The 20,786-nt window shown below is 71.3% G+C and carries 23 protein-coding genes; 9 read left to right on the top strand and 14 right to left on the bottom strand.

Annotated features, from left to right (window positions below; all coding sequences use genetic code 11):
* Positions 1-191: 191 nt before the first annotated feature.
* Positions 192-1,193, top strand: coding sequence for a porphobilinogen synthase (hemB, locus tag ACWGN5_RS19150; protein WP_453516502.1), 1,002 nt, complete (start codon positions 192-194; stop codon positions 1,191-1,193).
* On the opposite strand, the gene ACWGN5_RS19155 is transcribed toward hemB, so the two are convergent.
* Positions 1,190-2,050, bottom strand: a complete 861-nt coding sequence (locus ACWGN5_RS19155) for a DUF4253 domain-containing protein (RefSeq protein WP_453516503.1) — start codon at positions 2,048-2,050, stop codon at positions 1,190-1,192. The two genes, hemB and ACWGN5_RS19155, sit on opposite strands and share 4 nt — an antisense overlap.
* A 104-nt stretch (positions 2,051-2,154) precedes the next feature.
* On the opposite strand from ACWGN5_RS19155, the gene ACWGN5_RS19160 reads away from it, so the two are divergent.
* Positions 2,155-2,424 carry a DUF1876 domain-containing protein gene (locus tag ACWGN5_RS19160; protein WP_453516691.1) on the top strand — a complete coding sequence of 90 codons (270 nt, stop codon included), beginning with the start codon at positions 2,155-2,157 and terminating at the stop codon, positions 2,422-2,424.
* 54 nt (positions 2,425-2,478) lie between these two features.
* Here the strand turns inward: ACWGN5_RS19160 and argS are convergent, their stop codons facing one another.
* Complete coding sequence (gene argS, locus ACWGN5_RS19165; RefSeq protein WP_453516505.1) at positions 2,479-4,239, bottom strand: arginine--tRNA ligase; 1,761 nt, start codon at positions 4,237-4,239, stop codon at positions 2,479-2,481.
* Positions 4,240-4,412: 173 nt separating this feature from the next.
* Between argS and lysS the strand changes: the two genes are divergently transcribed.
* Positions 4,413-6,134, top strand: a complete 1,722-nt coding sequence (lysS, locus tag ACWGN5_RS19170; RefSeq protein WP_453516507.1) for a lysine--tRNA ligase — start codon at positions 4,413-4,415, stop codon at positions 6,132-6,134.
* An 82-nt stretch (positions 6,135-6,216) separates the two neighbouring features.
* Here the strand turns inward: lysS and ACWGN5_RS19175 are convergent, their stop codons facing one another.
* The 3 genes from ACWGN5_RS19175 to ACWGN5_RS19185 form a co-directional block, all read right to left on the bottom strand.
* Complete coding sequence (locus tag ACWGN5_RS19175; protein ID WP_453516509.1) at positions 6,217-7,470, bottom strand: DUF2637 domain-containing protein; 1,254 nt, start codon at positions 7,468-7,470, stop codon at positions 6,217-6,219.
* Positions 7,471-7,599: 129 nt separating this feature from the next.
* Positions 7,600-8,340 carry a DUF3558 domain-containing protein gene (locus ACWGN5_RS19180; protein WP_453516511.1) on the bottom strand — a complete coding sequence of 247 codons (741 nt, stop codon included), beginning with the start codon at positions 8,338-8,340 and terminating at the stop codon, positions 7,600-7,602.
* A gap of 79 nt (positions 8,341-8,419) precedes the next feature.
* Positions 8,420-9,343, bottom strand: coding sequence for a DUF3558 domain-containing protein (locus ACWGN5_RS19185; RefSeq protein WP_453516513.1), 924 nt, complete (start codon positions 9,341-9,343; stop codon positions 8,420-8,422).
* Between the two features lie 174 nt (positions 9,344-9,517).
* Between ACWGN5_RS19185 and ACWGN5_RS19190 the strand changes: the two genes are divergently transcribed.
* A complete protein-coding gene (locus tag ACWGN5_RS19190; RefSeq protein WP_453516515.1) occupies positions 9,518-10,711 on the top strand; it encodes an RtcB family protein in 1,194 nt (397 codons plus the stop codon).
* Here the strand turns inward: ACWGN5_RS19190 and ACWGN5_RS19195 are convergent.
* From ACWGN5_RS19195 to ACWGN5_RS19205, 3 genes are all read right to left on the bottom strand, one after another.
* Positions 10,683-11,249: an LAGLIDADG family homing endonuclease gene (locus ACWGN5_RS19195; RefSeq protein ID WP_453516517.1), complete on the bottom strand. Its 567-nt coding sequence runs from the start codon at positions 11,247-11,249 to the stop codon at positions 10,683-10,685. The two genes, ACWGN5_RS19190 and ACWGN5_RS19195, sit on opposite strands and share 29 nt — an antisense overlap.
* Before the next feature lie 203 nt (positions 11,250-11,452).
* Positions 11,453-11,629, bottom strand: a complete 177-nt coding sequence (locus ACWGN5_RS19200; RefSeq protein WP_453516518.1) for a hypothetical protein — start codon at positions 11,627-11,629, stop codon at positions 11,453-11,455.
* Between the two features lie 142 nt (positions 11,630-11,771).
* Positions 11,772-12,536 (bottom strand): SDR family NAD(P)-dependent oxidoreductase, encoded by a 765-nt coding sequence (locus ACWGN5_RS19205; RefSeq protein WP_453516520.1) that lies wholly within the window; start codon positions 12,534-12,536, stop codon positions 11,772-11,774.
* 179 nt (positions 12,537-12,715) lie between these two features.
* Here ACWGN5_RS19205 and ACWGN5_RS19210 point away from each other — a divergent pair, with 179 nt between their 5' ends.
* Positions 12,716-13,198, top strand: a complete 483-nt coding sequence (locus ACWGN5_RS19210; RefSeq protein ID WP_453516522.1) for a hypothetical protein — start codon at positions 12,716-12,718, stop codon at positions 13,196-13,198.
* A 13-nt stretch (positions 13,199-13,211) separates the two neighbouring features.
* On the opposite strand, the gene ACWGN5_RS19215 is transcribed toward ACWGN5_RS19210, so the two are convergent.
* Complete coding sequence (locus ACWGN5_RS19215) at positions 13,212-14,633, bottom strand: FAD-dependent oxidoreductase (protein WP_453516523.1); 1,422 nt, start codon at positions 14,631-14,633, stop codon at positions 13,212-13,214.
* Positions 14,634-14,761: 128 nt separating this feature from the next.
* Here ACWGN5_RS19215 and ACWGN5_RS19220 point away from each other — a divergent pair, with 128 nt between their 5' ends.
* The gene (locus tag ACWGN5_RS19220) at positions 14,762-15,322 is read left to right on the top strand and encodes a TetR/AcrR family transcriptional regulator (protein ID WP_453516524.1); all 561 of its coding nucleotides are present in this window, start codon (positions 14,762-14,764) and stop codon (positions 15,320-15,322) included.
* Positions 15,323-15,375: 53 nt separating this feature from the next.
* Positions 15,376-15,861, top strand: a complete 486-nt coding sequence (locus ACWGN5_RS19225; protein ID WP_453516526.1) for a MarR family winged helix-turn-helix transcriptional regulator — start codon at positions 15,376-15,378, stop codon at positions 15,859-15,861.
* A gap of 94 nt (positions 15,862-15,955) precedes the next feature.
* Here the strand turns inward: ACWGN5_RS19225 and ACWGN5_RS19230 are convergent, their stop codons facing one another.
* On the bottom strand, positions 15,956-16,696 hold the full coding sequence (locus ACWGN5_RS19230; RefSeq protein WP_453516528.1) for a Mut7-C RNAse domain-containing protein: 741 nt from the start codon (positions 16,694-16,696) through the stop codon (positions 15,956-15,958).
* 285 nt (positions 16,697-16,981) lie between these two features.
* The gene (locus tag ACWGN5_RS19235; protein WP_453516530.1) at positions 16,982-17,860 is read right to left on the bottom strand and encodes an NmrA family NAD(P)-binding protein; all 879 of its coding nucleotides are present in this window, start codon (positions 17,858-17,860) and stop codon (positions 16,982-16,984) included.
* A gap of 116 nt (positions 17,861-17,976) precedes the next feature.
* On the opposite strand from ACWGN5_RS19235, the gene ACWGN5_RS19240 reads away from it, so the two are divergent.
* Complete coding sequence (locus ACWGN5_RS19240; protein ID WP_453516531.1) at positions 17,977-18,423, top strand: N-acetyltransferase family protein; 447 nt, start codon at positions 17,977-17,979, stop codon at positions 18,421-18,423.
* On the opposite strand, the gene ACWGN5_RS19245 is transcribed toward ACWGN5_RS19240, so the two are convergent.
* Both ACWGN5_RS19245 and ACWGN5_RS19250 read right to left on the bottom strand, forming a co-directional pair.
* Positions 18,420-18,935, bottom strand: coding sequence for a GNAT family N-acetyltransferase (locus tag ACWGN5_RS19245; protein WP_453516533.1), 516 nt, complete (start codon positions 18,933-18,935; stop codon positions 18,420-18,422). The genes ACWGN5_RS19240 and ACWGN5_RS19245 overlap by 4 nt on opposite strands.
* Before the next feature lie 43 nt (positions 18,936-18,978).
* Positions 18,979-19,227 (bottom strand): hypothetical protein, encoded by a 249-nt coding sequence (locus ACWGN5_RS19250; protein WP_453516535.1) that lies wholly within the window; start codon positions 19,225-19,227, stop codon positions 18,979-18,981.
* A 256-nt stretch (positions 19,228-19,483) separates the two neighbouring features.
* Between ACWGN5_RS19250 and ACWGN5_RS19255 the strand changes: the two genes are divergently transcribed.
* On the top strand, positions 19,484-20,317 hold the full coding sequence (locus ACWGN5_RS19255) for an ABC transporter substrate-binding protein (RefSeq protein ID WP_453516537.1): 834 nt from the start codon (positions 19,484-19,486) through the stop codon (positions 20,315-20,317).
* On the opposite strand, the gene ACWGN5_RS19260 is transcribed toward ACWGN5_RS19255, so the two are convergent.
* On the bottom strand, positions 20,314-20,697 hold the full coding sequence (locus tag ACWGN5_RS19260) for a MerR family transcriptional regulator (protein WP_453516694.1): 384 nt from the start codon (positions 20,695-20,697) through the stop codon (positions 20,314-20,316). The two genes, ACWGN5_RS19255 and ACWGN5_RS19260, sit on opposite strands and share 4 nt — an antisense overlap.
* Between the last annotated feature and the right edge of the window lie 89 nt (positions 20,698-20,786).

The raw sequence follows: 20,786 nt of genomic DNA on the forward strand, positions 1-20,786 counted from the left end.
GGGTGCGGGTCCAGGCGCGGAACGCGGAGGCGCCGCGAGAGGGCGCCGTCCCGTGTGCCCACCCGTCCCGCCCTGCGGGACGATTGCCCACACGGAGGTGGGCGACGCCCAGCCGGGCGCGGGTCACACGGGCGCGGGGCGGCAACAAAGTGTCGGTAAATGCACTCGTGCCGCGGGCGTAGCCTCGGTTTATGAACTCGTACGGATCCTTTCCCGGGGCGCGCCCGCGGCGACTGCGGACCACGCCCGTCATGCGCCGGATGGTCGCCGAGACGCGGCTGCATCCCGCTGACCTGATCCTGCCCGCGTTCGTGCGCGAGGGGATCACCGAGCCCGTGCCGATCCAGGCCATGCCCGGGGTCGTGCAGCACACCCGGGACACCCTGCGGAAGGCCGCCGTGGAGGCCCTGGAGGCCGGGGTCTCCGGGATCATGCTCTTCGGCGTGCCCGAGGACGCCAAGAAGGACGGTGCCGGGACGGCCGGGACCGACCCCGACGGGATCCTGCAGGTCGCCATCCGCGACGTGAAGGCCGAGGTCGGCGACGAGCTCGTCATCATGTCCGACCTGTGCCTCGACGAGTTCACCGACCACGGCCACTGCGGCGTCCTCGACGCCGACGGCCGCGTCGACAACGACGCCACGCTGGAACGTTACGCCGAGATGGCCCAGGTCCAGGCCGACGCCGGCGTCCACGTCGTCGGCCCCTCCGGGATGATGGACGGCCAGGTCGGCGTCGTCCGCGACGCCCTGGACACCATCGGCAAGGAGGACGTGGCGATCCTCGCGTACACCGCGAAGTACTCCTCCGCCTTCTACGGCCCCTTCCGCGAGGCCGTCGGCTCCTCCCTCAAGGGCGACCGCAAGACCTACCAGCAGGACCCCGCCAACCTCCGCGAGTCCATGCGCGAGCTCGCGCTCGACCTGGAGGAGGGCGCCGACATGGTCATGGTCAAGCCCGCCGGGCCCTACCTCGACGTCCTCGCCAAGGTCGCCGACGCCGTGGACGTGCCCGTCGCCGCCTACCAGATCAGTGGCGAGTACTCCATGGTCGAGGCCGCCGCCGAGAAGGGCTGGATCGACCGCGACAAGGCCATCCTGGAGACCCTCACCGGCATCCGCCGCGCCGGCGCCCAGATGATCCTCACCTACTGGGCCACCGAGGTCGCCCAGAAGCTGTCCGCCCGGCGCTAGTCCCACCAGAAGCGCCACACCGGCACATCGAGCAGGGCCTTCCGGGCGTACTCGCGCAGCGTGTCGTACTCCCCCTGCGTGATGTTGTCCGGGCAGAACGCGAAGTGCTCCGCCGCCACCGCCTCGGCCTCCTCCGGAGTCCGGGGCGGTGCCGCCACCGACACCACCAGCTGGTCGAAGGTCAGCGCGATGACCCGGGCGCCGAACCGGTCCTCCCAGGAGCGCAGCACCGCACACAGACGGGCCACGTCGTTCTCGTGGTTCATCGGCCCTCCCCAGCCGATCACCGCCGGTATGTCGGCGCTGCGCCGCGCCGGAACCAGGGCCGGGCGGGCGTCGTCCAGCCAGAAACCCGGCCCCGTCAGCATCCCCGCGACCGTGGCCGCCGCCCCGTCCGGATCCGTCGTCACGGGCCGCGCCGCAGCCAGACCCGGCCAGCCCGCGCCGAACGGGGCCGTGATCTCCCCGCACCCCGGCTGCTCGCCGAACAGTTCCCGCACCGACGCCGCCACCCGCGGGTCCCGCTCCTCCTCGGGGACCTCCTGCGCCGCGTAGTACCCCCAGAACTCCGCGAGGACCTCCTCCGCGTCATGATCCGCCGGATCACTCATCCGCTCCGGCTCCAGCCCCCACCTCTCCAGCCCCCACTCGCCGCCCAGCAGCACCGGCAGCAGCCCCGCCGTCCGCGCCGCCGGGCGCAGCGCCGCCCACGCCGCGGGCCCTGCCGGGTCGTGCCCCGACCAGAGGTACGGGTCGTCCGCCGGGCCCGTGACGGCGCCCAGCGGCAGGTCGAGGCCCAGGGACTGGCCGGTCGGGTCGGACGCGAGCTTGGGCAGCTGGTTCGGGATCATCGCCATGATCAGAACGTACGGGGCAGCACTGACAACGAGTGGTGGGGCGGCAGTGGGCGGCGCACTCTGGAGTGGTAGCCGACAGGTCCTCGGTGGAGGTGGTCCTCATGATGCACACGCTTGTCGGATGGCATGTGGAGATGGAGTTCAAGGAAGAGGGTGACCGCACGCGGGCCGCGGCCATGGTCCGGCTCACCGACGGCACCGAGTTCCGGGCCCACGGCACCGCGAACCGGCACCCGTCCGATCCGGACCAGCTGCGCGTGGGCGAGGAGATCGCCGGCGCCCGGGCCCTGATGGACCTCGCCTCACAGCTGCTCCAGAAGGCCCACAAGGAGATCGACGAGGTGTCCGGCCGGACCTCGCGCGCCATCCGCTGACACGACGGAGCCCCCGGCACGGGGATCCGTACCGGGGGCTCCGCCTTCGAGGCCTCAGAGGCGCTCGGGCGTCCTGATGCCGAGCAGGGCCATGCCCTGGTGCAGCGTGCGGGCCGTGAGCTCGCACAGGAAGAGGCGGTTCTCCACCTGCTCCGGGGTGTCCGCCTTCAGGACCGGGCACTCCGAGTAGAACGTCGTGTAGTGCGAGGCCAGCTGGTACAGGTACGCCGCCAGCTTGTGCGGCGCGTACTCCGCGGCCGTCTCGGCGATCAGCTCGCCGAAACCGTCCAGGTGCAGGCCGAGCGCCCGCTCCGAGGCCGCGAGCTCCAGCTCCCGATGCGCGGCCGGCTTCGCGGCGCCCGCCTTCCGCAGGATCGACTGGATACGGGCGTACGCGTACTGCAGGTACACCGAGGTGTCGCCGTTCAGCGAGACCATCTGGTCCAGGTCGAACTTGTAGTCACGCGCCGCCGACGTCGACAGGTCCGCGTACTTCACCGCGCCGATGCCCACCTGCGCACCACGCTCGGCGATCTCCACCTCCGTGAGGTCCTGCGCCTTCTCGCGGACCACGGCCGAGGCACGGTCGATCGCCTCGTCCAGAAGGTCCACCAGCCGCACCGTCTCGCCCTCACGGGTCTTGAACGGCTTGCCGTCCTTGCCCAGGACCGTGCCGAAGGCCAGCTGGACGGCCTTCACCTCGTCGTTCAGCCAGCCCGCCCGGCGGGCCGTCTCGAAGACCATCTTGAAGTGCAGCGACTGCCGGGCGTCCACCACGTACAGCAGGGAGGTCGCCTTGAGGCTCTGCACCCGGTCCCGGATCGCCGACAGGTCCGTCGCCGCGTAGCCGAAGCCGCCGTCGGACTTCTGGACGATCAGCGGCACCGGGTTGCCGTCCGGGCCCTTCACGTCGTCGAAGAACACGCACAGCGCGCCCTCGGAGCGGACCGCGACGCCCGACTCCTCCAGGATGCGGCAGGTCTCCTGCAGCATGTCGTTGTAGCCGGACTCGCCGACGACGTCGCCGTCCCGGATGTCCATGTCCAGCTTGTCGAAGACCGAGTAGAAGTAGATCTTCGACTCGTCGACGAACCGCTGCCAGAGGGCCAGGGTCTCCTCGTCGCCCGCCTGCAGGTCCACGACCCGGGCACGCGCCCGCGTCTTGAACTCCTCGTCGGAGTCGAACAGCGCACGCGAGGCCTTGTACAGCCGGTTCAGGTTCGACATGGCCTCCTCGCCGGAGACCTCGGCCTCCGAGGAGTGGTCCAGCTCGTGCGGGTGCTCGATCAGGTACTGGATGAGCATGCCGAACTGGGTGCCCCAGTCGCCGATGTGGTGGCGCCGGACCACCGTCTCACCGGTGAACTCCAGGATCTCGACCATCGCCGCGCCGATCACGGCCGACCGCAGGTGGCCGACGTGCATCTCCTTCGCCACGTTCGGCTGGGCGTAGTCGATGACCGTCGTGCCCGCGGACTCGTTGAACGGCACACCGAGCCGGGCGTCCGCCGCACGGGCCGCGAGGGTGTCGATGATCGCCGCGTCCGTCACCGTGATGTTCAGGAAGCCGGGGCCCGAGACCTCGATCTCCATCAGCACGTCGTTCGCCGGGATCGCCTCGACGACCTTCGTCGCCAGCTCACGCGGATTGCCCTTGAGCTGCTTGGCCAGCGCCAGGATGCCGTTGGCCTGGAAGTCGGCCCGGTCGCTTCGTCGCAGCAGCGGGTCGGCGGACGCGGCGTCCGGCAGAGCCGCCGAGAGGCCGTCCGCGAGACGCTGCTGCACGGTCGAAGCGAGGGAAGGGACCGAGGCCATGAGCTTCCGTTCCTGTTGAGTCCGTCAGGTCTAATTCGCTTGTCAAGTGTCCCATGGCGGCGCAACGTGATTTCCCCGCCTGTGGACAACCTCGGAGAGTGTCGTTCCGTCTGGGAGAATGGCTCTCGTAGGGCTGTCAGGCAGAACCCCTCAGGAAGAAGGACGTACCGACCGTGGCTCAGAGCAGCACCGAGACCGACTGGGTCTCCCGTTTCGCGGACGAGGTCATCGCCGAGTCGGAGCGACGTGCGCCTGGCAAACCGGTCGTCGTCGCCTCCGGCCTCTCCCCGTCCGGCCCGATCCACCTCGGCAACCTCCGCGAGGTCATGACCCCGCACCTGGTCGCCGACGAGATCCGCCGCCGTGGCCACGAGGTCCGGCACCTCATCTCCTGGGACGACTACGACCGCTACCGCAAGGTGCCCAACGGCATCGAGGGCATCGACGCGTCCTGGGCCGAGCACATCGGCAAGCCGCTGACCTCCGTCCCGGCCCCCGCCGGCTCGCCCCACCCGAACTGGGCCGAGCACTTCAAGGCCGCCATGGTCGAGTCGCTCGCCGAGCTGGGCGTCGAGTACGACCCGATCAGCCAGACCGAGCAGTACACGGCCGGCACCTACCGCGAGCAGATCCTGCACGCGATGAAGCACCGCGCCGACATCGACGCCATCCTCGACCAGTACCGGACGAAGAAGGCCCCGAAGAAGCAGTCCCAGAAGCCCGTCGACGAGGCCGAGCTGGAGGCCGAGGAGGGCTCCGGCGCGGCCGCCGAGGACGACGGCTCCGGCGGCGCGTCCGGCTACTTCCCGTACAAGCCCTACTGCGGCCAGTGCGAGAAGGACCTGACCACCGTCACCTCGTACGACGACGAGACCACCGAGCTCGCCTACACCTGCACCAACTGCGGCTTCGCCGAGACCGTCAAGCTCAGCGAGTTCAACCGCGGCAAGCTGGTCTGGAAGGTCGACTGGCCCATGCGCTGGGCCTACGAGGGCGTCATCTTCGAGCCCTCCGGCGTCGACCACTCCTCGCCCGGCTCGTCGTTCCAGGTCGGCGGCCAGATCGTCCGCATCTTCGACGGCGTCCAGCCCATCGGCCCCATGTACGCCTTCGTCGGCATCAGCGGCATGGCCAAGATGTCCTCCTCGAAGGGCGGCGTGCCCACCGCGGCCGACGCACTGAAGATCATGGAGCCCCAGCTGCTGCGCTGGCTCTACGCCCGCCGCAGGCCCAACCAGTCCTTCAAGATCGCCTTCGACCAGGAGATCCAGCGGCTGTACGACGAGTGGGACAAGCTGGAGGCCAAGGTCGCCGACGGCTCCGTCCTGCCCGCGGACGCGGCGGCGCACTCCCGTGCCGCCCGCACCGCCGCCGGCGAGCTGCCGCGCACCCCGCGCCCCCTGCCGTACCGCACGCTCGCCTCGGTCATGGACATCACCGCCGGCCACGACGAGCAGACCCTGCGGATCCTCACCGAGCTCGACCCCGAGAACCCGGTGGCCTCCCTGGACGAGGTCAGGCCCCGCCTCGACCGCGCCGAGAACTGGATCACCAACCAGGTCCCGGCCGACCAGCGCACCATCGTCCGCGACGAGCCCGACACCGAACTCCTCGGCTCCCTCGACGACGAAGGCCGCGAGTCGCTCCGCCTCCTCCTGGAGGGCCTCGACACTCACTGGTCGCTCGACGGGCTCACCACCCTCGTCTACGGCGTCCCGAAGATCATGGCCGGCCTCGACCCCGAGGCGAAGCCCACGCCCGAGCTCAAGCTCGCCCAGCGCGCGTTCTTCGCCCTGCTCTACAAGCTCCTCGTCAGCCGCGAGACCGGCCCCCGCCTGCCCACGCTGCTCCTCGCCGTCGGCGCGGAGCGGGTGCGCAAGCTCCTCGGCGCGTGAGTGCCTGAGTGCGTGACCTGAGCATGTGAAAGGGCCGCCACCCGGATTCGGGCGGCGGCCCTTACGCATGGCCCCGTGCGCCTCAGGGGGTGCGGTACTCCTGCATGTCCTGCTGGATCTGCTGCTGGACCCCAGGAATCACCTGCTGCAGCAGCGCCGGGTTGCGGAGCTCCGGGACGCCGTAGTGCTCGGCCACCATCGACGCCAGCTCCGGGTCCTCCGGGAAGCGGTCGTGCTCCACCGCGTACGCCCAGGTCAGCTTGTAGACGACCTCACGGAACTCCTCGACCTGCGGCTCCGGCTCCTCCACGTACTCCGGATACTCGACGAACTCCTCCGGCCCCGGCGGAGGAACATCCTCCGGCCCCTGCGGGACCGGCACCGGCGTGGGCTCCAGGCCCTCCACGATCTGAGGGTTGTACGTGCCCTCGTACGACGCCGAGGAGACCTGCTGCGTGTCGAACCACGGGCTGTCGTGGTTCACCGGCGCAGCCTGGCCCCCGGCCGGCGGCAGCCCCGGGTGCGGGAGCTGCTGCGGGACCGCCGCCTGAGCCGCCGGCAGCGGCTGGGGCAGCTGCTGAGCCTGAACCTGCGCCTGAGCCTGGACCTGCCCCTGAACCTGCGCCTGAACCTGAGGCTCCGCCGGCAGCACCGCCGGCTCGATCCCCGCCGCCGCCAGACCCGCCGCGGACGTCTCCGCCAGCGGCACCCCGTACCGAGCGAGACGCAGCGGCATCAGCGCCTCCACCGGAGCCTTGCGCCGCCAGCCCCGCCCGAAACGCGCCTGCAGCCGGGCCTGGTAGATCAACCGCTCCTGCTCCAGCTTGATGACCTGCTCGTACGACCGCAGCTCCCACAGCTTCATCCGCCGCCACAACCGGAACGTCGGCACCGGCGACAGCAGCCAGCGAGTGATCCGCACACCCTCCATGTGCTTGTCCGCCGTGATGTCGGCGATCCGCCCCACCGCGTGCCGCGCGGCCTCCACCGCCACCACGAACAGCACCGGGATCACCGCGTGCATCCCCACGCCCAGCGGGTCCGGCCACGCCGCCGCCCCGTTGAACGCGATCGTCGCCGCCGTCAGCACCCAGGCCGTCTGGCGCAGCAGCGGGAACGGGATCCGCAGCCACGTCAGCAGCAGATCCAGCGCGAGCAGCACACAGATGCCCGCGTCGATGCCGATCGGGAAGAAGTACGAGAAGGTACCGAAGCCCTTCTGCAGAGCGAGCTCGCGCACGGCGGCGTACGAACCCGCGAAACCGATCCCCGCGATGATCAGCGCACCGCCGATGACGAGGCCGATGAGTATTCGGTGTGTGCGTGTCAGCTGCATCGCGGCCACCCGCGATCCCCTCCCGTCAATCGACATCCGGCGCGCACAGACTGGCACATGTGCACGAAGCCCGACCCTCGGGGGAGGGACGGGCTCCGCACGAACACCTCGGTCTGTGCTGTTTTGTGACTACTTGTTGGCCGCCGCGACCGCCGCGACCGCCTCCTTGGCCGCCCCCAGGGCACCCTCCGCGACCGTCCGGTCCGACGGCTTCGCCGCGCCCGCGTAACCCGCACCGTTGTACGAGAGCAGAACCAGCACATTGCCCGTACGCGCCACGATCGACGCGTACACGAAGTCCGCGTCCGTCTTCCGCAGCTGGTACGTCACCGTCTTCGCCTCGTCACCGACGCCCGCGGCCTCGAACGTACGGAGGTTCTTCGCGCCCTCGGTCCCCTGGACCTTCGCGAGCTCCTTCGCGAAGTTCTCCCGCGCACGCTCCTGACCGCTGCCCAGCGCCGCGTCGGAGTCGTACCGGTAGAAGGACACATCGAGCCAGCGGTACTGCGAACCCTTCACACCCTTGTCGTCCAGACCGTTCCACGAGCAGCCACCACGGCTGGTCAGGTCACTGGACGGAGCCGGCGTGCCGTTCTTCGTCTTCGCCTTCGGCACCAGCGCCGCCGTCGTCTTCGCGGAGATCGCCTTGCACACCTCGGGCAGCTTCGCGAACCGCGCCGGCTCGACCGCCTTCGTCGACTGCGACGGCTTGGGCGCCGCGGACGCCGACGTCTGACCCCCGCCCCCCTTCTTGCCGGAGTCACCGGAGTCACCGGAGTCCGAGGAGCAACCCGCGGCGACGAGCATCACCGGGACGGCGGCGCAGGCGAGTATGCGGGAGAGGCGCGTTCGCGGAGCTGATCGCTGCATGGTTCCTTCAGTCGCTTGTCGTACGGTCCGGCCGACACGTTACGTGCTCACCCTCCGCTCACGGAGCGGAGGCGAACGGCTACTCCTCCAGCCGCTCCGCGAGCTGCCGGGCCAGATTCCGGGCCTTTTCCTGCAGTTCCGCGCTGTCCGGGGCCTCCGAGGAACCCGTGGTCTGCTCCCGGTAGGAGACCGTCACGATCACGTTCGATGTGCGGAACACCACGCTGACGGCACGCTGATGACCGCTCGCACCGACCGTACTGAGCACATCGTCGACGTACGCGACCTCCCCGAGGCCTTCGAGGACACGCGGCTCCAGACCGGTCGCGGCCGGGTCGGGGGTACCCGTGGTCGGCTTGCCCGGCGGAGTGGTGGTGGCCGCGGTGGGCTTGCCCGTGACGGAGGGGCTCCCCGGCACTCCCGAGGGGGTTCCCGCCGGTGCTCCTGCCGCGGCTCCCGTCGCGGCTCCCGTGGTGGCTCCCGTGGTGGGGGCCCCCGTCGGCGTGGGAGTGGCCGTGGGCGGCACCGGGATGCCCGCCGCGAGCTGCTTGCGGACGTACACCTCCTGCGCCCGGTCGTCGTCGCTGACGGCCGCGTCGTACGAGACCACCCGCTCGATGTCCAGGGTGAGCCCGTGCGAGGCGTCCGGGGTGTCGGCCTTCCACGAGCAGCCGACGCGCCGGTCGGTGTCGTACGTGACGGCCGCGACGCCCCGGTACGCCTTCTCGCGCTCCGTGTCGGGCAGCGCGGCGGCGCCCGGGAGCAGGTCCTTGAGGGTGGCCTGCGGGACGGCGCCGCAGGGCTCGAAAAGGGTGCGGTAGCGGCCGGGCGGTGCGACGGGGGCGGCGGCCGGGCCGGCCTTGGCGTCGACGGCGACGTCGTCGGCGGGGGTGCCGGCGGAACAGGCGGTCAGGCCGGTGCCCAGGCCGAGACCGAGTACGAGGGCGACGGCGGTGCGCGCCGTGGACCCGGTGCGGCCGGGTGCGTACCTCTTTCGCTGCACGGTCCCAGGCTCCCTTCACCCGAAGTCGTTCCCGAAAACTGTTTGCCGCGCGAACCCGGCCGGTGGACACAATGTCTATCGCACACGCAGCTGTTGATGCCGGTCCGCTGTCACCTGTACGGGCTTTGGCTCCGGTTTTTGCGTTATCAGACTTTTCGGGGGAATCGAGGAAGTATGTCGTACGTAGAGGTACCGGGCGCGAAAGTACCGATCAGGATGTGGGCCGACCCCGCCTCGGTGGAGGGCGGCGCGATGCAGCAGCTGCAGAACGTGGCGACGCTGCCGTGGATCAAGGGCCTGGCCGTGATGCCGGACGTGCACTACGGCAAGGGCGCGACCGTCGGTTCGGTGATCGCGATGCAGGGTGCGGTCTGTCCGGCGGCGGTCGGTGTGGACATCGGCTGCGGAATGTCGGCGGTCAAGACGTCCCTGACGGCGAACGATCTGCCGGGCGACCTGTCCCGCCTCCGCTCGAAGATCGAACAGGCGATTCCGGTGGGCCGGGGGATGCACAGGGAGATGGTGGACCCGGGGCGGCTGTACCAGTTTCCGACGGCGGGGTTCGGGGACCTGTGGTCGCGGTTCGACACGGTCGCTGATCCGGTGAAGTTCCGTCGGGAGCGGGCCGAGAAGCAGATGGGAACGCTTGGGTCCGGGAATCACTACTGCGAAGTTTGCATCGATGGCCAAGGCTCGGTCTGGCTGATGCTGCACTCCGGGTCCCGGAACATCGGCAAGGAACTTGCCGAGTACCACATCGGCGAGGCACAGAAGCTGCCCCACAACCAGGGTCTGGTGGACCGGGACCTCGCTGTCTTCGTTGCAGACACGCCGCAGATGGCGGCCTATCGGAACGACCTGTTCTGGGCGCAGGAGTACGCGAAGTACAACCGGGCGATCATGATGGCGCTCTTCCAAGAGGTGATCCGCCGGGAGTTCCGGAAAGCGAAGGTGACTTTCGAGCCGGTGATCTCCTGCCACCACAACTACGTGGCGGAGGAGCGGTATGAGGGTATGGACCTCCTGGTCACCCGCAAGGGCGCGATCCGCGCTGGATCCGGGGAGTTCGGGATCATCCCGGGCTCGATGGGCACCAGCTCGTACATCGTGAAGGGGCTTGGCAGCGAGGCCGCGTTCAATTCGGCCTCGCACGGCGCAGGCCGGCGGATGAGCCGGAGCGCAGCGAAGCGGCGCTTCACGGTGCGAGACCTGGAGGAGCAGACGCGGGGCGTGGAGTGCCGTAAGGACTCGGGCGTGCTGGATGAGATCCCTGGCGCCTACAAGCCGATCGAGCAGGTCATGGAGCAGCAGCGGGACCTGGTCGAGGTCGTCGCCAAGCTCAAGCAGGTCGTGAACGTGAAGGGCTGACACCCGAGAATGGCCCCGGCACGTCGTGCCGGGGCCATTCCGCGTGCTCTAGTAGCCGCGTGGATTCGGCTCGATGCCGTTGACCAGGCGCCAACGTCGCACCTGGCAGCTGCTCTGGGACCGGCCGAGTTCTGCGGCCGCCTGAGCCAGGGTGGGAGCCGCGAGCAGGATGCGGTCTTCCTCGGCGGTCCAGGGTTTCCGCGGAGGTCGAATTCATCTCGGCCGGACGCACCCACTCGATGAGGGAAGCGGCGGCGCTCTTCTTGCGCTGCAGGGCCAGGCAGCCGGGGTAGTAGAGGTGCGCGGCCAGCTGAACGGCCGCTTCCTTGGTGTACAGGACGTTGTAGATCCCGTCGCGAGAGTTCCGCCTGATCTGGCGGCTGGCGCCAGTGATCCTTTTCGCGTAGTGGCACAGGTAAGCGCCGATCGCGGTGCTGGCGGTGGTGAGGGAGACGAACGGGAAGCCTTGGCCGGTGAAGCCGACCGAGCCGTCCGCGTCGATCACGCCGCGGAGGTAGTCGCGGCGGGAGAAGGACACGCGGGGCGGAGTGAGCTTCTTGGACTTCTTGCCGTAGGGAAGCCCGAGCTGGTTGACAACGGTCCGTGCTTCCAGCGCGCACAGGGCCCAGGTGGCCGAGTGGTGGCTCCCTGAGAAGTTGGTCGACCGGGTGCGTTCGGTGATGGTGCTGTTGTACGGGGTCAGGCGCTGGAACTCGTGGAGGATGTGGATGTCCCGCGCGTTCAGCTCGACGTCAGTCGTCCGCGGTTGCGTGTCTGTTCGCTGAGGTGCCCGTCGGCCTGCAGGAAGCCGAACATGTAGGCGTACTCGGGGGCTTCCAGGTCCATGAAGGACGGCGGGGCGGGGGTGAGGGCGCCGATGTCGAACAGCGCGGGGGCGCTAGGGTCTGGTTCAGCCATGGGAAGTTGCACCTTCCTGCTGGTGAGGCCCTCGGCTGGGACTGCAATCCCTGCCGAGGGCCGTTCTTTATGGAGTTGTTTTCGACGTTAGGGCGCGTCTTCGGGTGGCGTGTGGGTGATCGAGGGGGTTCACCCGGACGTGTCAGAGGTCGCGGTGGACCTTGGTGTTGGAGGCCTGGGCGCGGGGGCGGACGACCAGCAGGTCGATGTTGACGTGCGGGGGGCGGGTGCAGGCCCAGGTGATGGTGTCGGCCACGTCGTCGGCGGTGAGGGGTTCGGCCACGCCGGCGTAGACCTTCGCCGCCTTGTCGGTGTCGCCGCGGAAGCGCGTGGTGGCGAACTCGTCGGTCTTGACCATGCCGGGGGCGATCTCGATGACGCGGACCGGGGTGCCGACGATCTCCAGGCGGAGGGTTTCGGCGAGGACGCGGGCGCCGTTCTTGGCGGCGACGTAGCCGGCGCCGCCCTCGTAGGTGGAGTGGCCGGCGGTGGAGGAGAGGACGACCACCGTGCCGTCGCCGCTCGCGGTGAGGGCGGGGAGCAGGGCCTGGGTCATGTGGAGGGTGCCGAGGACGTTGACCTCGTACATCTGGCGCCAGTCCTCGGGGTCGCCGGTGGCGACGGGGTCGGCGCCGAGGGCGCCGCCGGCGTTGTTGACGAGGACGGCGAGGGTGCGGAAGGCCGTGGCGAAGTCGTCGACGGCGGCGCGGTCGGTGACGTCGAGGGCGTAGGCGGTGGCCTGGTGGCCGGCTTCGTTGATCTCGGCGGCGAGGGCCTCGATGCGGTCCTTGCGGCGGGCGGTGAGGACCACTCGGTAGCCGGCGGCGGCCAGCTGCCGGGCGGTGGCGGCGCCGATTCCGCTGCTCGCTCCGGTGATGACGGCGATGGGGGTGCCGGCGGCAGTCATGACGTGCTCCTCGCGCGTGTGGTCGATTGCGGGTGGATCGCCCGGTCAGGATAGGCGGGGCGTGGTCGGTGGCCTCGTGGGGTGCCGGGCGCGGCCGATCGGCTCGGGGCGGCGGGGCGGGGGACACGCGGGCTGATGGGTTGTCAGGGGATGTTATCGGCTGTCGGTATTTTGGGGTTATGTGCGGATTGCGGAAGGGTGTGCTCGGGGTCGTTCTCGCGGCCGTGGCGGTGATGGGTGCCGGTGTGCCGGCCGGTGCCGCGGGGTGGGGTGCCGGGGCCGAGGCGGATCTGTCCCATCACGGTCAGATCTCCCTCTGGGGCGGGCGGCTCGGTGTGTGGCTGGTCAGTGAGAACCACGGGCCCTCCGATGTCTCCCAGGCGACGGTCCGGCTCGCCTTCTCCGTGCCGATGGCGGGTGGCCAGGAGCTGCCGCCGGCCTGTCTGTGGAGCAGTGACCGGGTGGTGTCCTGCCGGACGGGTGCGCTGCGGGCCGCGGGGGGTGCCGGTGAGCTGGCGCTCGACCTGCGGACCGCGGCCCTGCCGGAGGAGATGACGGTCGAGATCACCACGGCCTGGCGGGACGGGGTGGCCGACCGTAATTCGCGGAACGACCGGCATCGCGTTCTGGTGCTCGCCACCGGGGATCCCTACGTCTTCTGAGGCGCGCGGTGGGTCAGGCGCTGGCCCAGTGCACGTAGCCGTCGGGGCGGATCAGTGCGGCCGCCTGCTTCGCGGGGTCCGTCCAGGTGGCTCGTACGAGGTGCTTCGGGGTGACGGGGGCGGTCTTCGGGAGCGTCGGGCTCGCTCCCTCCGGGGCGATGAGGACGAACTCGCCCTGGCGGAGCAGTTCGTAGAGCCGCCCTTCGCGCAGTTGGACGTCGGGGGCGCGGCGGCCCGAGGGGCGCCCGGCGCCCGGTGTTGGGGCGTAGGAGATGCCGATGCCGCTGATCATGCCCATGGCGCGGGCCGAGGCGGGCCGGACCGCGTTCAGGAAGCGGGCGGCGAGGGAGCGGGCGGCGCGGGTGAGCGGGGTGTGGGCCATCGCGAGGCGGACGATGGCGCCGCTGCTGCGGAGGACCATGTGGCCGACGGGGTGGCGCTCGGCCTGGTAGCTGTCGAGGAGGGCCTCGGGGTCGGCTGCCTCGCCGCGGAGTGCGGCGGTGAGCTTCCAGGAGAGGTTGGCGGCGTCCTGGAGGCCGGTGTTCATGCCCTGGCCGCCGGCGGGGGAGTGGACGTGGGCGGCGTCTCCGGCGAGGAAGGCGCGGCCGACGCGGTAGGCGGGGGCCTGGCGCTCGTCGCTGTGGAAGCGGGAGATCCAGCGGGGGTCGTGCATGCCGTAGTCGGTGCCGAGGGCTTTGCGGGCGATCTCGCGGACCTCGTCGAGGTCGACGGGCTCGGTGTCGGCGACCTGGCGGGTGCGGGTCCAGCCCATGACCCGGTACCAGCCGTCGCCGAAGGGGGCGAGGAAGGCGAAGCTGTCCCCGGAGCCGCGGACGCTGAACGAGTCGGCGGGCTGCTCGGTGAGGCGTACGTCGGCGAGGACGATGGAGCGGATCACGGAGTGGCCGGGGAACGGCAGGCCGAGGGCGGTGCGGACCGCGCTGCGGTGGCCGTCGGTGCCGACCAGGTACTGGGTGCGGACGGTGAGCGGGGTGCCGTCGGGGTCGGTGAGCTCCGCGGTGACGCCTGTGGCGTCCTGGCTGAGTCCGCGCAGCTCCGTCCCGTACCGGAAGGTGACGCCCGCGGCGACCGCCCGGCGCTCCAGGAGGCGCTCGACCTCGTACTGGGGGGTGACGAGGAGGTGGTTGAAGCGGCTGGGCAGGCGGCTGAGGTCCAGGTCGAGGCGGCCGAAGAGGCGGGCCGTGGTGAGGGTGGTGCCGGTGGTGAGGAGTTCGTCCGCGAGGCCGCGGGCGTCGAGCTGTTCCAGGGTGCGGGCGTGGACGCCGAAGGCCCGGGTCATGTTGCCGAGGCCGTGCGGACGGCGCTCGACGAGGGTGACGTCGATGCCGGCGGCGGCGAGGTCGCCGGCGAGCAGGAGGCCGGTGGGGCCCGCGCCGATGACGAGTACGTCGGTGTCCGTGGTGCTGGTGCTCATGGCTGCCTCCGGGGTGCCCGCGATCGTTTGCCCACAGGTGTTGGTCAACGGTTGTTGGTCAACGCTTGTTGGTAAAGGTAGGACGGTCCGGATGGTGTGTCAACGCCTGTTGGCCTACAGTTGTTGATATGACGACCGTCCGCCGCTCCGACGCCACCCGGGCCGCCATCCTGGAGGCCGCCCGCGAGCGCTTCGCCTCCGACGGGTACGAGCGCGCCACCATCCGCGCCATCGCCCGCGACGCCGGGATCGACCCGTCGATGGTCATGCGCTACTACGGCAACAAGGAGGGGCTCTTCGCCGCCGCCTCCGAGATCGAGATCGGCCTGCCCGATCTGGGCGCCCTGCCCGCGCAGCACATCGGGGCCGTTCTGGTCACGTACTTCCTGGAGCGCTGGGAGCGCGACGAGACCCTCACCGCGATGCTGCGGGTCGGCGTCACCAACGAGGCCGGGGCGGCGCGCATGCAGGAGATCTTCGCCCAGCAGGTCGGGCCGATCGCCCGGGGCGTCTGCCCCGACCCGGCGGACGCCCCGCGCCGCGCGGCGCTCGTCGCCTCCCAGATCCTCGGCATGGCCTTCGCCCGCTACGTGCTGCGCCTGCCGCCGGCCGTCGAGATGCCCACCGAGGATGTCATCGCCTGGCTGGGCCCCACCGTGCAGCGCTATCTGACCGCCGAGTCGCCCTGAAGTGTCCGGGGTCGGGGCGTGACCGGGCGGTTCCTGAACCGTACAATCTCTGCATGACGCAGAAGAGTTCCGTCCGGCGCGAGGCGCTCATGACCGAGCTGCAGGGCGAGGCCCGCCGCTACATGGCCGCCTACGCCCTGTTCAACCAGGCCGTCGCCGACCACCTCGCGCTCCACCCGACCGATGTGCAGTGCCTGAACCTCCTCAGCCTGGAGGAAGGGCCGGTCACCACCGGGCGGGTCGCCGAGCTGACCGGGCTCACCACCGGCTCCGCGACCCGGCTCGTCGACCGGCTCGAACGCTCCGGTTACGTGACCCGCGAGCGCTCCACCGAGGACCGGCGCCGGGTCCTCGTCTCCCTCGTCCCCGAGCGGATGGCCGAGCTCGGGACGCTCTGGCGGAAGCTCAACAGCACCTGGGGCACGATGTTCGACGCGTACAGCGACGCCGAGCTCGCCCTGCTCATCGCCCATATGCGGCGCACCGTCGAGGTCAGCACCGCGCAGATCGAGCGGCTGCGGGGCGGCGACCTGGGCTGACCTCGGTGTGCGGTGTGCGGCGGCCCTGGTGGCCCCGGTGGCCCCGGTGGCCCTGGCGGTCCCAGCGGCCCTGGCGGTCCCGGCGGCCCCGGTCCTAGCGGGCCGCCGGCTCGCCGAACTCCCGTACCGCGTCCGAGACGATCGCCTCCAGGCGGGCGTGGTGGGCGCCGCGCCAGTAGACCCTGCCGCACTCCACGCACTGCGCGAACACGTCGTACGTCTTCTCCGTGCCCTGCTCCAGCTGCTCGCGCACCGCGTCCTTGTCGGCGTCGCTCAGCTCCCCGTTGCACGCCGTGCAGCGCGTCCACGGCGCCAGCGGCGGCGCGAACCGCTCCAGTACGTCGCGGAGCTGGTCCTCCGGGCGGTCGCTGTAGACGTAGGCCCCCGCCCACAGCTCCCGGCGGCGCAGCAGCCCCCGGTCCCGCGACAGCATCACGCGCCGCTCGCTCGCGGAGAGTGCGGCGAGCGCCGGGTCCCCGATGTCCTCGCTCTCGTACGCAGCGTCCACGCCGAGCAGGCGCAGGCGCCGGGCCAGCGTGCCCAGGTGCACGTCGAGCAGGAACCGGAGCGGTGCGCCGGGTCGTGCCGGCTGCGGGCGGACGACGTCCTCCACCTCGACGGTCTCGCCCGCGGCGGGGACGTGCGAGGTGTCCACGGGGCGCCCGTCCACCAGGAGCCGGCCGGTCTCCGTGAGCGGCACTCCCAGGGACTCCACGACGTGGCCCAGTGAGGACGTGCCGTCGGTGGTCAGGGGGGTGCGGCCTGCGCGGCGGTCCGCCGGGACGAAGAGGTGCAGGGCGGGGGCGAAGCTGATCTGGATCTCCGGTCCGTTCACGGGGACCAGGATGGCATCGGGGGTTGGGGGGTCGCCAGGGAATTCGGGCGCCGGTGCGCTTGGTGGTGCCTCCGCCCCTTGTGCCCTCGGTGGCGCCTCCGCCCCCTGTGCCCCGGCCGGGACCCGGGGGGCGCCCCACACGTGGTGCGGGTTCAGGCGCGGGAGCCTGGGTGCGGCTGAGCGCGCCGTTCCGTTGTGCCCACCCTCCCCCAAGCTCTCGACTTCGCTCAAGCAGGGGGGACCCCCATCGCCCCTGCGGAACGTATGCCCACAACGGGGGTGGGTTTACGCCCCTGCGGAACGTATGCCCACAACGGGGGTGTACGCCTCTGCGTGGTCCTTCGCCCACGTGGTGAACGTGCGGGGCGGGTGGCCCGTGAGGTTCTCGATCGTGTTCGTCAGGGGCGTCGGGCGGCCGTCGTGGGTCGACCAGTAGGCGAGGAGGGCGTCTGCGAAGCGCTCCGGGATGAAGGGCGCCACCGACTCCTTCCACTCCTCCGGCGTCACCGTCGTGTACGGCGCCGGGCGGCCCGTCACCTCGGCCAGGATCGCCAGCTGCTCCGTGAAGTCCAGCGACTCCGGGCCCGTCAGCAGGTACGACGAGCCGCGCAGGCGGGGTTCGGTGAGGACCGCGAAGGCGGCCTCGGCGACATCCCGCTCGTGGATCGGGTCGCTGTACGCGTGCGGGTACGGCAGCGCCGGTCCGTGGCCCTCCTTCAGCGCCCCCGCCCACTGCAGGGCGTTGGTCGCGAAGGCGCCCGGCTGGAGGTGCGTGGCCTCGAAGGCGCCGGATTCCGCCGCGGCCGACAGGGCGCGCTCGGCCGCGAGGTGGGACGCCGCGATCGGGTTCTCGGCGGCGTCCGGCGCGAGGACGGAGCTGGAGGAGAGCAGGGCGATGTGCTCGACGCCGGCCGCGCGGGCCCGGTCGGCGAACGTGCCGATGTGCGCGGCCTCGGCGTACAGGAAGACCGAGTCGACGCCCTTGAGCGCGGTGTCGAAGGTCGCCGGGTCGGCGAGGTCGCAGTGCACGGTGTCCACGCCCGGTGGTGGCGACAGGTCCGCGGGGTTCTTGGAGCCTGCCCTGGCCTTGACGCCCGCGGCGTCGAGCAGGCCGAGCAGGGTCGAAGCGACGCGGCCGCGGCTGCCGGTGACGAGAACGGTCATGAGGGGTCCTTCCGATGGATGGTTGCTGCGCTGCGCATCGACTGCGCCGTGCAGATAAATATCCATGGCTCCCCCTTGCCCGTCAACCCTGAAAAAACCTGGGGTACCGTCCCCGCATGAAGATCATCGACCTCGCGCCCGGCGACCCCCGCCTCGAGAGCGAACTCCTGCCGGTTCTCTCCGAGCTCCGTCCCCACCTCACCCCGGAGCTTTTCCGTGAGGTCTACGAGGCCGGGCACCCCGAGGGTCTGCGGTTCTCTGCCGCCTACACGGACGACGGCCGCTGTGTCGGCGCGGCCGGCTGGCGGGTCATCAACAACACCAGCTCCCTGCGCAAGCTCTACGTCGACGATCTGGTGACCGCCGCCGCCGAACGCTCCACCGGTGTCGGGCACGCGCTCATCGCCCACCTGGAGGGCCACGCCCGCGCGGCCGGCTGCCACGAGCTCAATCTGGACTCCGGCACCCACCGCACCGGCGCCCACCGCTTCTACCTGCGCGAGCGCTTCGACATCGTGGCCTTCCACTTCACCCGGGAGCTCCCCGGCCCGGACGCCTCCTAGAGCTCGTAGCGCCAGTCGTTGCAGCGCATCGGGCGCCCCGGCGGGTACTCGAAGTCCCGCTCGCCCAGCAGCTCGAAGCCGGCCTTGCGGCACACCGCGTTCGACGCGGCGTTGTCCGCCGACGGGAAGGCGTGCAGCCGGCGGTGCAGCCCGGCGGCCCGGGCCTCGGCGATCACTGCGCGCGTGGCGGACGTCGCCACGCCCCGGCCCTGGAAGCCCGGCAGCACCGCCCAGCCCGTCTCGTACACGGGCTCGCCGTCCCAGGTCTGCCCCCAGAAGCCGATGCTGCCCACGACGGCCTCCTCCGGCAGCAGCACGATCCGGAACATGCGCCCCGAGCCCGTGTCGTCGGCGCTCAGGTCCACATACCGCCGGTGCCGCCGGACGAGCTGCTCCTCGGTCTCCGGGCCGCCGAGGTGGTCCATCAGCTCAGGTGCGTTCAGGGCGCGCAGCAGGCCCGCGTCCTCCTCGGACCAGGGCTCGAGCCGTACCCGTGACGTGTCGTCGGTCATGTCCGTACGGTAGGGCAGGGCACTGACAGCGCCCCGGAAGCCGTCAGCGCAGGCGGCCCGGCCGGCCCAGAGTGAGCCGGGAGGCGACCTGGCCGAAGGCGTGCTCCTCCGCCGGCGTCAGCTCCACCGACTCCTGCGGGTGCCAGACCCGCTCCAGCGGCGTGCCCGCGTGCTCGCGGCGGACGGCGGCCCGGGCGCGCAGGCTCAGCGCCAGCCATGCCACCGTCGAGACGGCGAGCAGGCCGAAGAGCGTGATCACACGGGGGTCCGAGAACTGGCCGGGCAAGGACATGGCTCACTCCAGGGGCGTGAGGGCCGCCCGTGGCCGGCGCGCCCCGGCAGGTGGCGCGCGCGTGCACGACGGCACTGGTGATTCCTACTGCTTCCTCCCGACCCGTTCAGTTAACACCACCCTGGGGGTCTTTCGGCAGGGGGGTCCGGGACCGAAGTCCCGGACCCGCGCTGTCTCGGAGGCCCTCTTGTGCGGGCCCGTGAACGCCTCCAAGGTGACGGGCGAGGGAGATTCCGGCCGGGGAGGGAGCAGCCGCATGTCCGGAGCGCAGGCATGGGGATTCACGGACGACAGGGGTACGGAGCTGGGGGCGGCCCGGGTGCCGCTGCGGGTGGTCGCGTACGCGCGGGCGGGTGCGGCGCTGCTCGACCTGGGGGTGACGCCGGTCGCGGTGTACGGCTCCGGGCACGACGGCGAGGGGCTCGATCCGGCCAAGGCGGGCGGGCTCGCGGAGGCGGGGGTGCCGTACCTCGGGCCGGGGCGCGCGCCGGCCGAGGAGGCGCTGGGGGAGCTGCGCCCCGACGTGATCGTCGACGTGACCTACGACGGCAAGAGCCCGTACGCGCTCGACGAGGCCCTCGCCGAGCGGCTCGGGGTTCCGCTCGTCGCGCTGTCCGTGGGCAATGAGCTCGCGCTGCCGGCCGTCCTGGGGCGTTTCGCGGCGCTGGCCGCCACGCTCGGGGCGGAGCCCGTGGAGGACGGGAAGGCCGAGCTCGCCGCCGCCGAGGCCGCCCTCCGGGGCGTCGCCGCCCGGTCCGGGCTCGCGGTGCTCGCGGTCTCCGGGGCGGGGCCCGGGCAGGTGCACCTGGCCCGTCCGCAGGCCTGGCCCGAGCTCGCGCACCTCGCGGGCCTCGGCGTCCGGCTGCTCGACCCCGGCCCGGGGCCCGGCGCCAACTGGCTCACCGGTGACTGGGCCCGGGTCGTCGAGCTCCGCCCCGGCCTGGTCCTCTTCGACGAGCGGGAGCACGCGACCCCGCCGTACGAGCTGCCCGCCGGGGTCCGCCTGACGCCCTGGAGCCCGGAGACCCCGCCCAGCCCCGCCGCGTACGCCCGGTTCTTCCGCCTTCTCTCCGAGGCGCTGGCCGCTTAGGACAGGCTGCTGCGGAGTGAGTCCGCGAACTCCTCCGCGCGGGCCAGCTGGGCGCGCAGTTCGGCGACCCGTTCCGCCGCGGCCGTCTCGTAGCGGCGGACGCGGGCCACCAGCGCCGCCCGCTCCTCCGGTTCGAGTTCGTCGGCCAGCCGGTCCACGGCCGAGAGGAGTTCGCGGGTCTCGTCGAGGGTGAAGCCGAGCGGCTTCATCCGGCGGACCACCATCAGCCGGGACACGTCCGCGTCCGTGTAGAGGGGGAAGCCGCCCGGCGAGGCCGCGGACGGCACGACCAGGCCGCTGTCCTCGTACTGCCGGATGGTCCGCAGCGACAGTTCGGTCCGTGCGGCGACCTCGCCGATCTGCATCGGCCGGCCGGTCATGCGTACTCCGCTCACGCGTCAAGTCCTTCCTCGTCGGGGACGTACGGGCAGCCCACAGGGCGCGGCTTCCGCGCATTACATACCATTCG

This window comes from Streptomyces sp. NPDC055815 (assembly GCF_053616475.1).

Bases quoted from the DNA above. Each gene is read 5' to 3' on its own strand.
- ACWGN5_RS19180 (WP_453516511.1), bottom strand. From the start codon at position 8,340: ATGCAGCGATCAGCTCCGCGAACGCGCCTCTCCCGCATACTCGCCTGC.
- argS (WP_453516505.1), bottom strand. From the start codon at position 4,239: ATGGCCTCGGTCCCTTCCCTCGCTTCGACCGTGCAGCAGCGTCTCGCG.
- ACWGN5_RS19175 (WP_453516509.1), bottom strand. From the start codon at position 7,470: ATGCAGCTGACACGCACACACCGAATACTCATCGGCCTCGTCATCGGC.
- ACWGN5_RS19255 (WP_453516537.1), top strand. From the start codon at position 19,484: ATGTCCGGAGCGCAGGCATGGGGATTCACGGACGACAGGGGTACGGAG.
- hemB (WP_453516502.1), top strand. From the start codon at position 192: ATGAACTCGTACGGATCCTTTCCCGGGGCGCGCCCGCGGCGACTGCGG.
- ACWGN5_RS19220 (WP_453516524.1), top strand. From the start codon at position 14,762: ATGACGACCGTCCGCCGCTCCGACGCCACCCGGGCCGCCATCCTGGAG.
- ACWGN5_RS19240 (WP_453516531.1), top strand. From the start codon at position 17,977: ATGAAGATCATCGACCTCGCGCCCGGCGACCCCCGCCTCGAGAGCGAA.
- ACWGN5_RS19210 (WP_453516522.1), top strand. From the start codon at position 12,716: ATGTGCGGATTGCGGAAGGGTGTGCTCGGGGTCGTTCTCGCGGCCGTG.
- ACWGN5_RS19245 (WP_453516533.1), bottom strand. From the start codon at position 18,935: ATGACCGACGACACGTCACGGGTACGGCTCGAGCCCTGGTCCGAGGAG.
- ACWGN5_RS19190 (WP_453516515.1), top strand. From the start codon at position 9,518: ATGTCGTACGTAGAGGTACCGGGCGCGAAAGTACCGATCAGGATGTGG.
- ACWGN5_RS19155 (WP_453516503.1), bottom strand. From the start codon at position 2,050: ATGGCGATGATCCCGAACCAGCTGCCCAAGCTCGCGTCCGACCCGACC.
- ACWGN5_RS19160 (WP_453516691.1), top strand. From the start codon at position 2,155: ATGCACACGCTTGTCGGATGGCATGTGGAGATGGAGTTCAAGGAAGAG.
- ACWGN5_RS19205 (WP_453516520.1), bottom strand. From the start codon at position 12,536: ATGACTGCCGCCGGCACCCCCATCGCCGTCATCACCGGAGCGAGCAGC.
- ACWGN5_RS19235 (WP_453516530.1), bottom strand. From the start codon at position 17,860: ATGACCGTTCTCGTCACCGGCAGCCGCGGCCGCGTCGCTTCGACCCTG.
- ACWGN5_RS19250 (WP_453516535.1), bottom strand. From the start codon at position 19,227: ATGTCCTTGCCCGGCCAGTTCTCGGACCCCCGTGTGATCACGCTCTTC.
- ACWGN5_RS19200 (WP_453516518.1), bottom strand. From the start codon at position 11,629: ATGGCTGAACCAGACCCTAGCGCCCCCGCGCTGTTCGACATCGGCGCC.
- ACWGN5_RS19225 (WP_453516526.1), top strand. From the start codon at position 15,376: ATGACGCAGAAGAGTTCCGTCCGGCGCGAGGCGCTCATGACCGAGCTG.
- ACWGN5_RS19260 (WP_453516694.1), bottom strand. From the start codon at position 20,697: ATGACCGGCCGGCCGATGCAGATCGGCGAGGTCGCCGCACGGACCGAA.
- ACWGN5_RS19215 (WP_453516523.1), bottom strand. From the start codon at position 14,633: ATGAGCACCAGCACCACGGACACCGACGTACTCGTCATCGGCGCGGGC.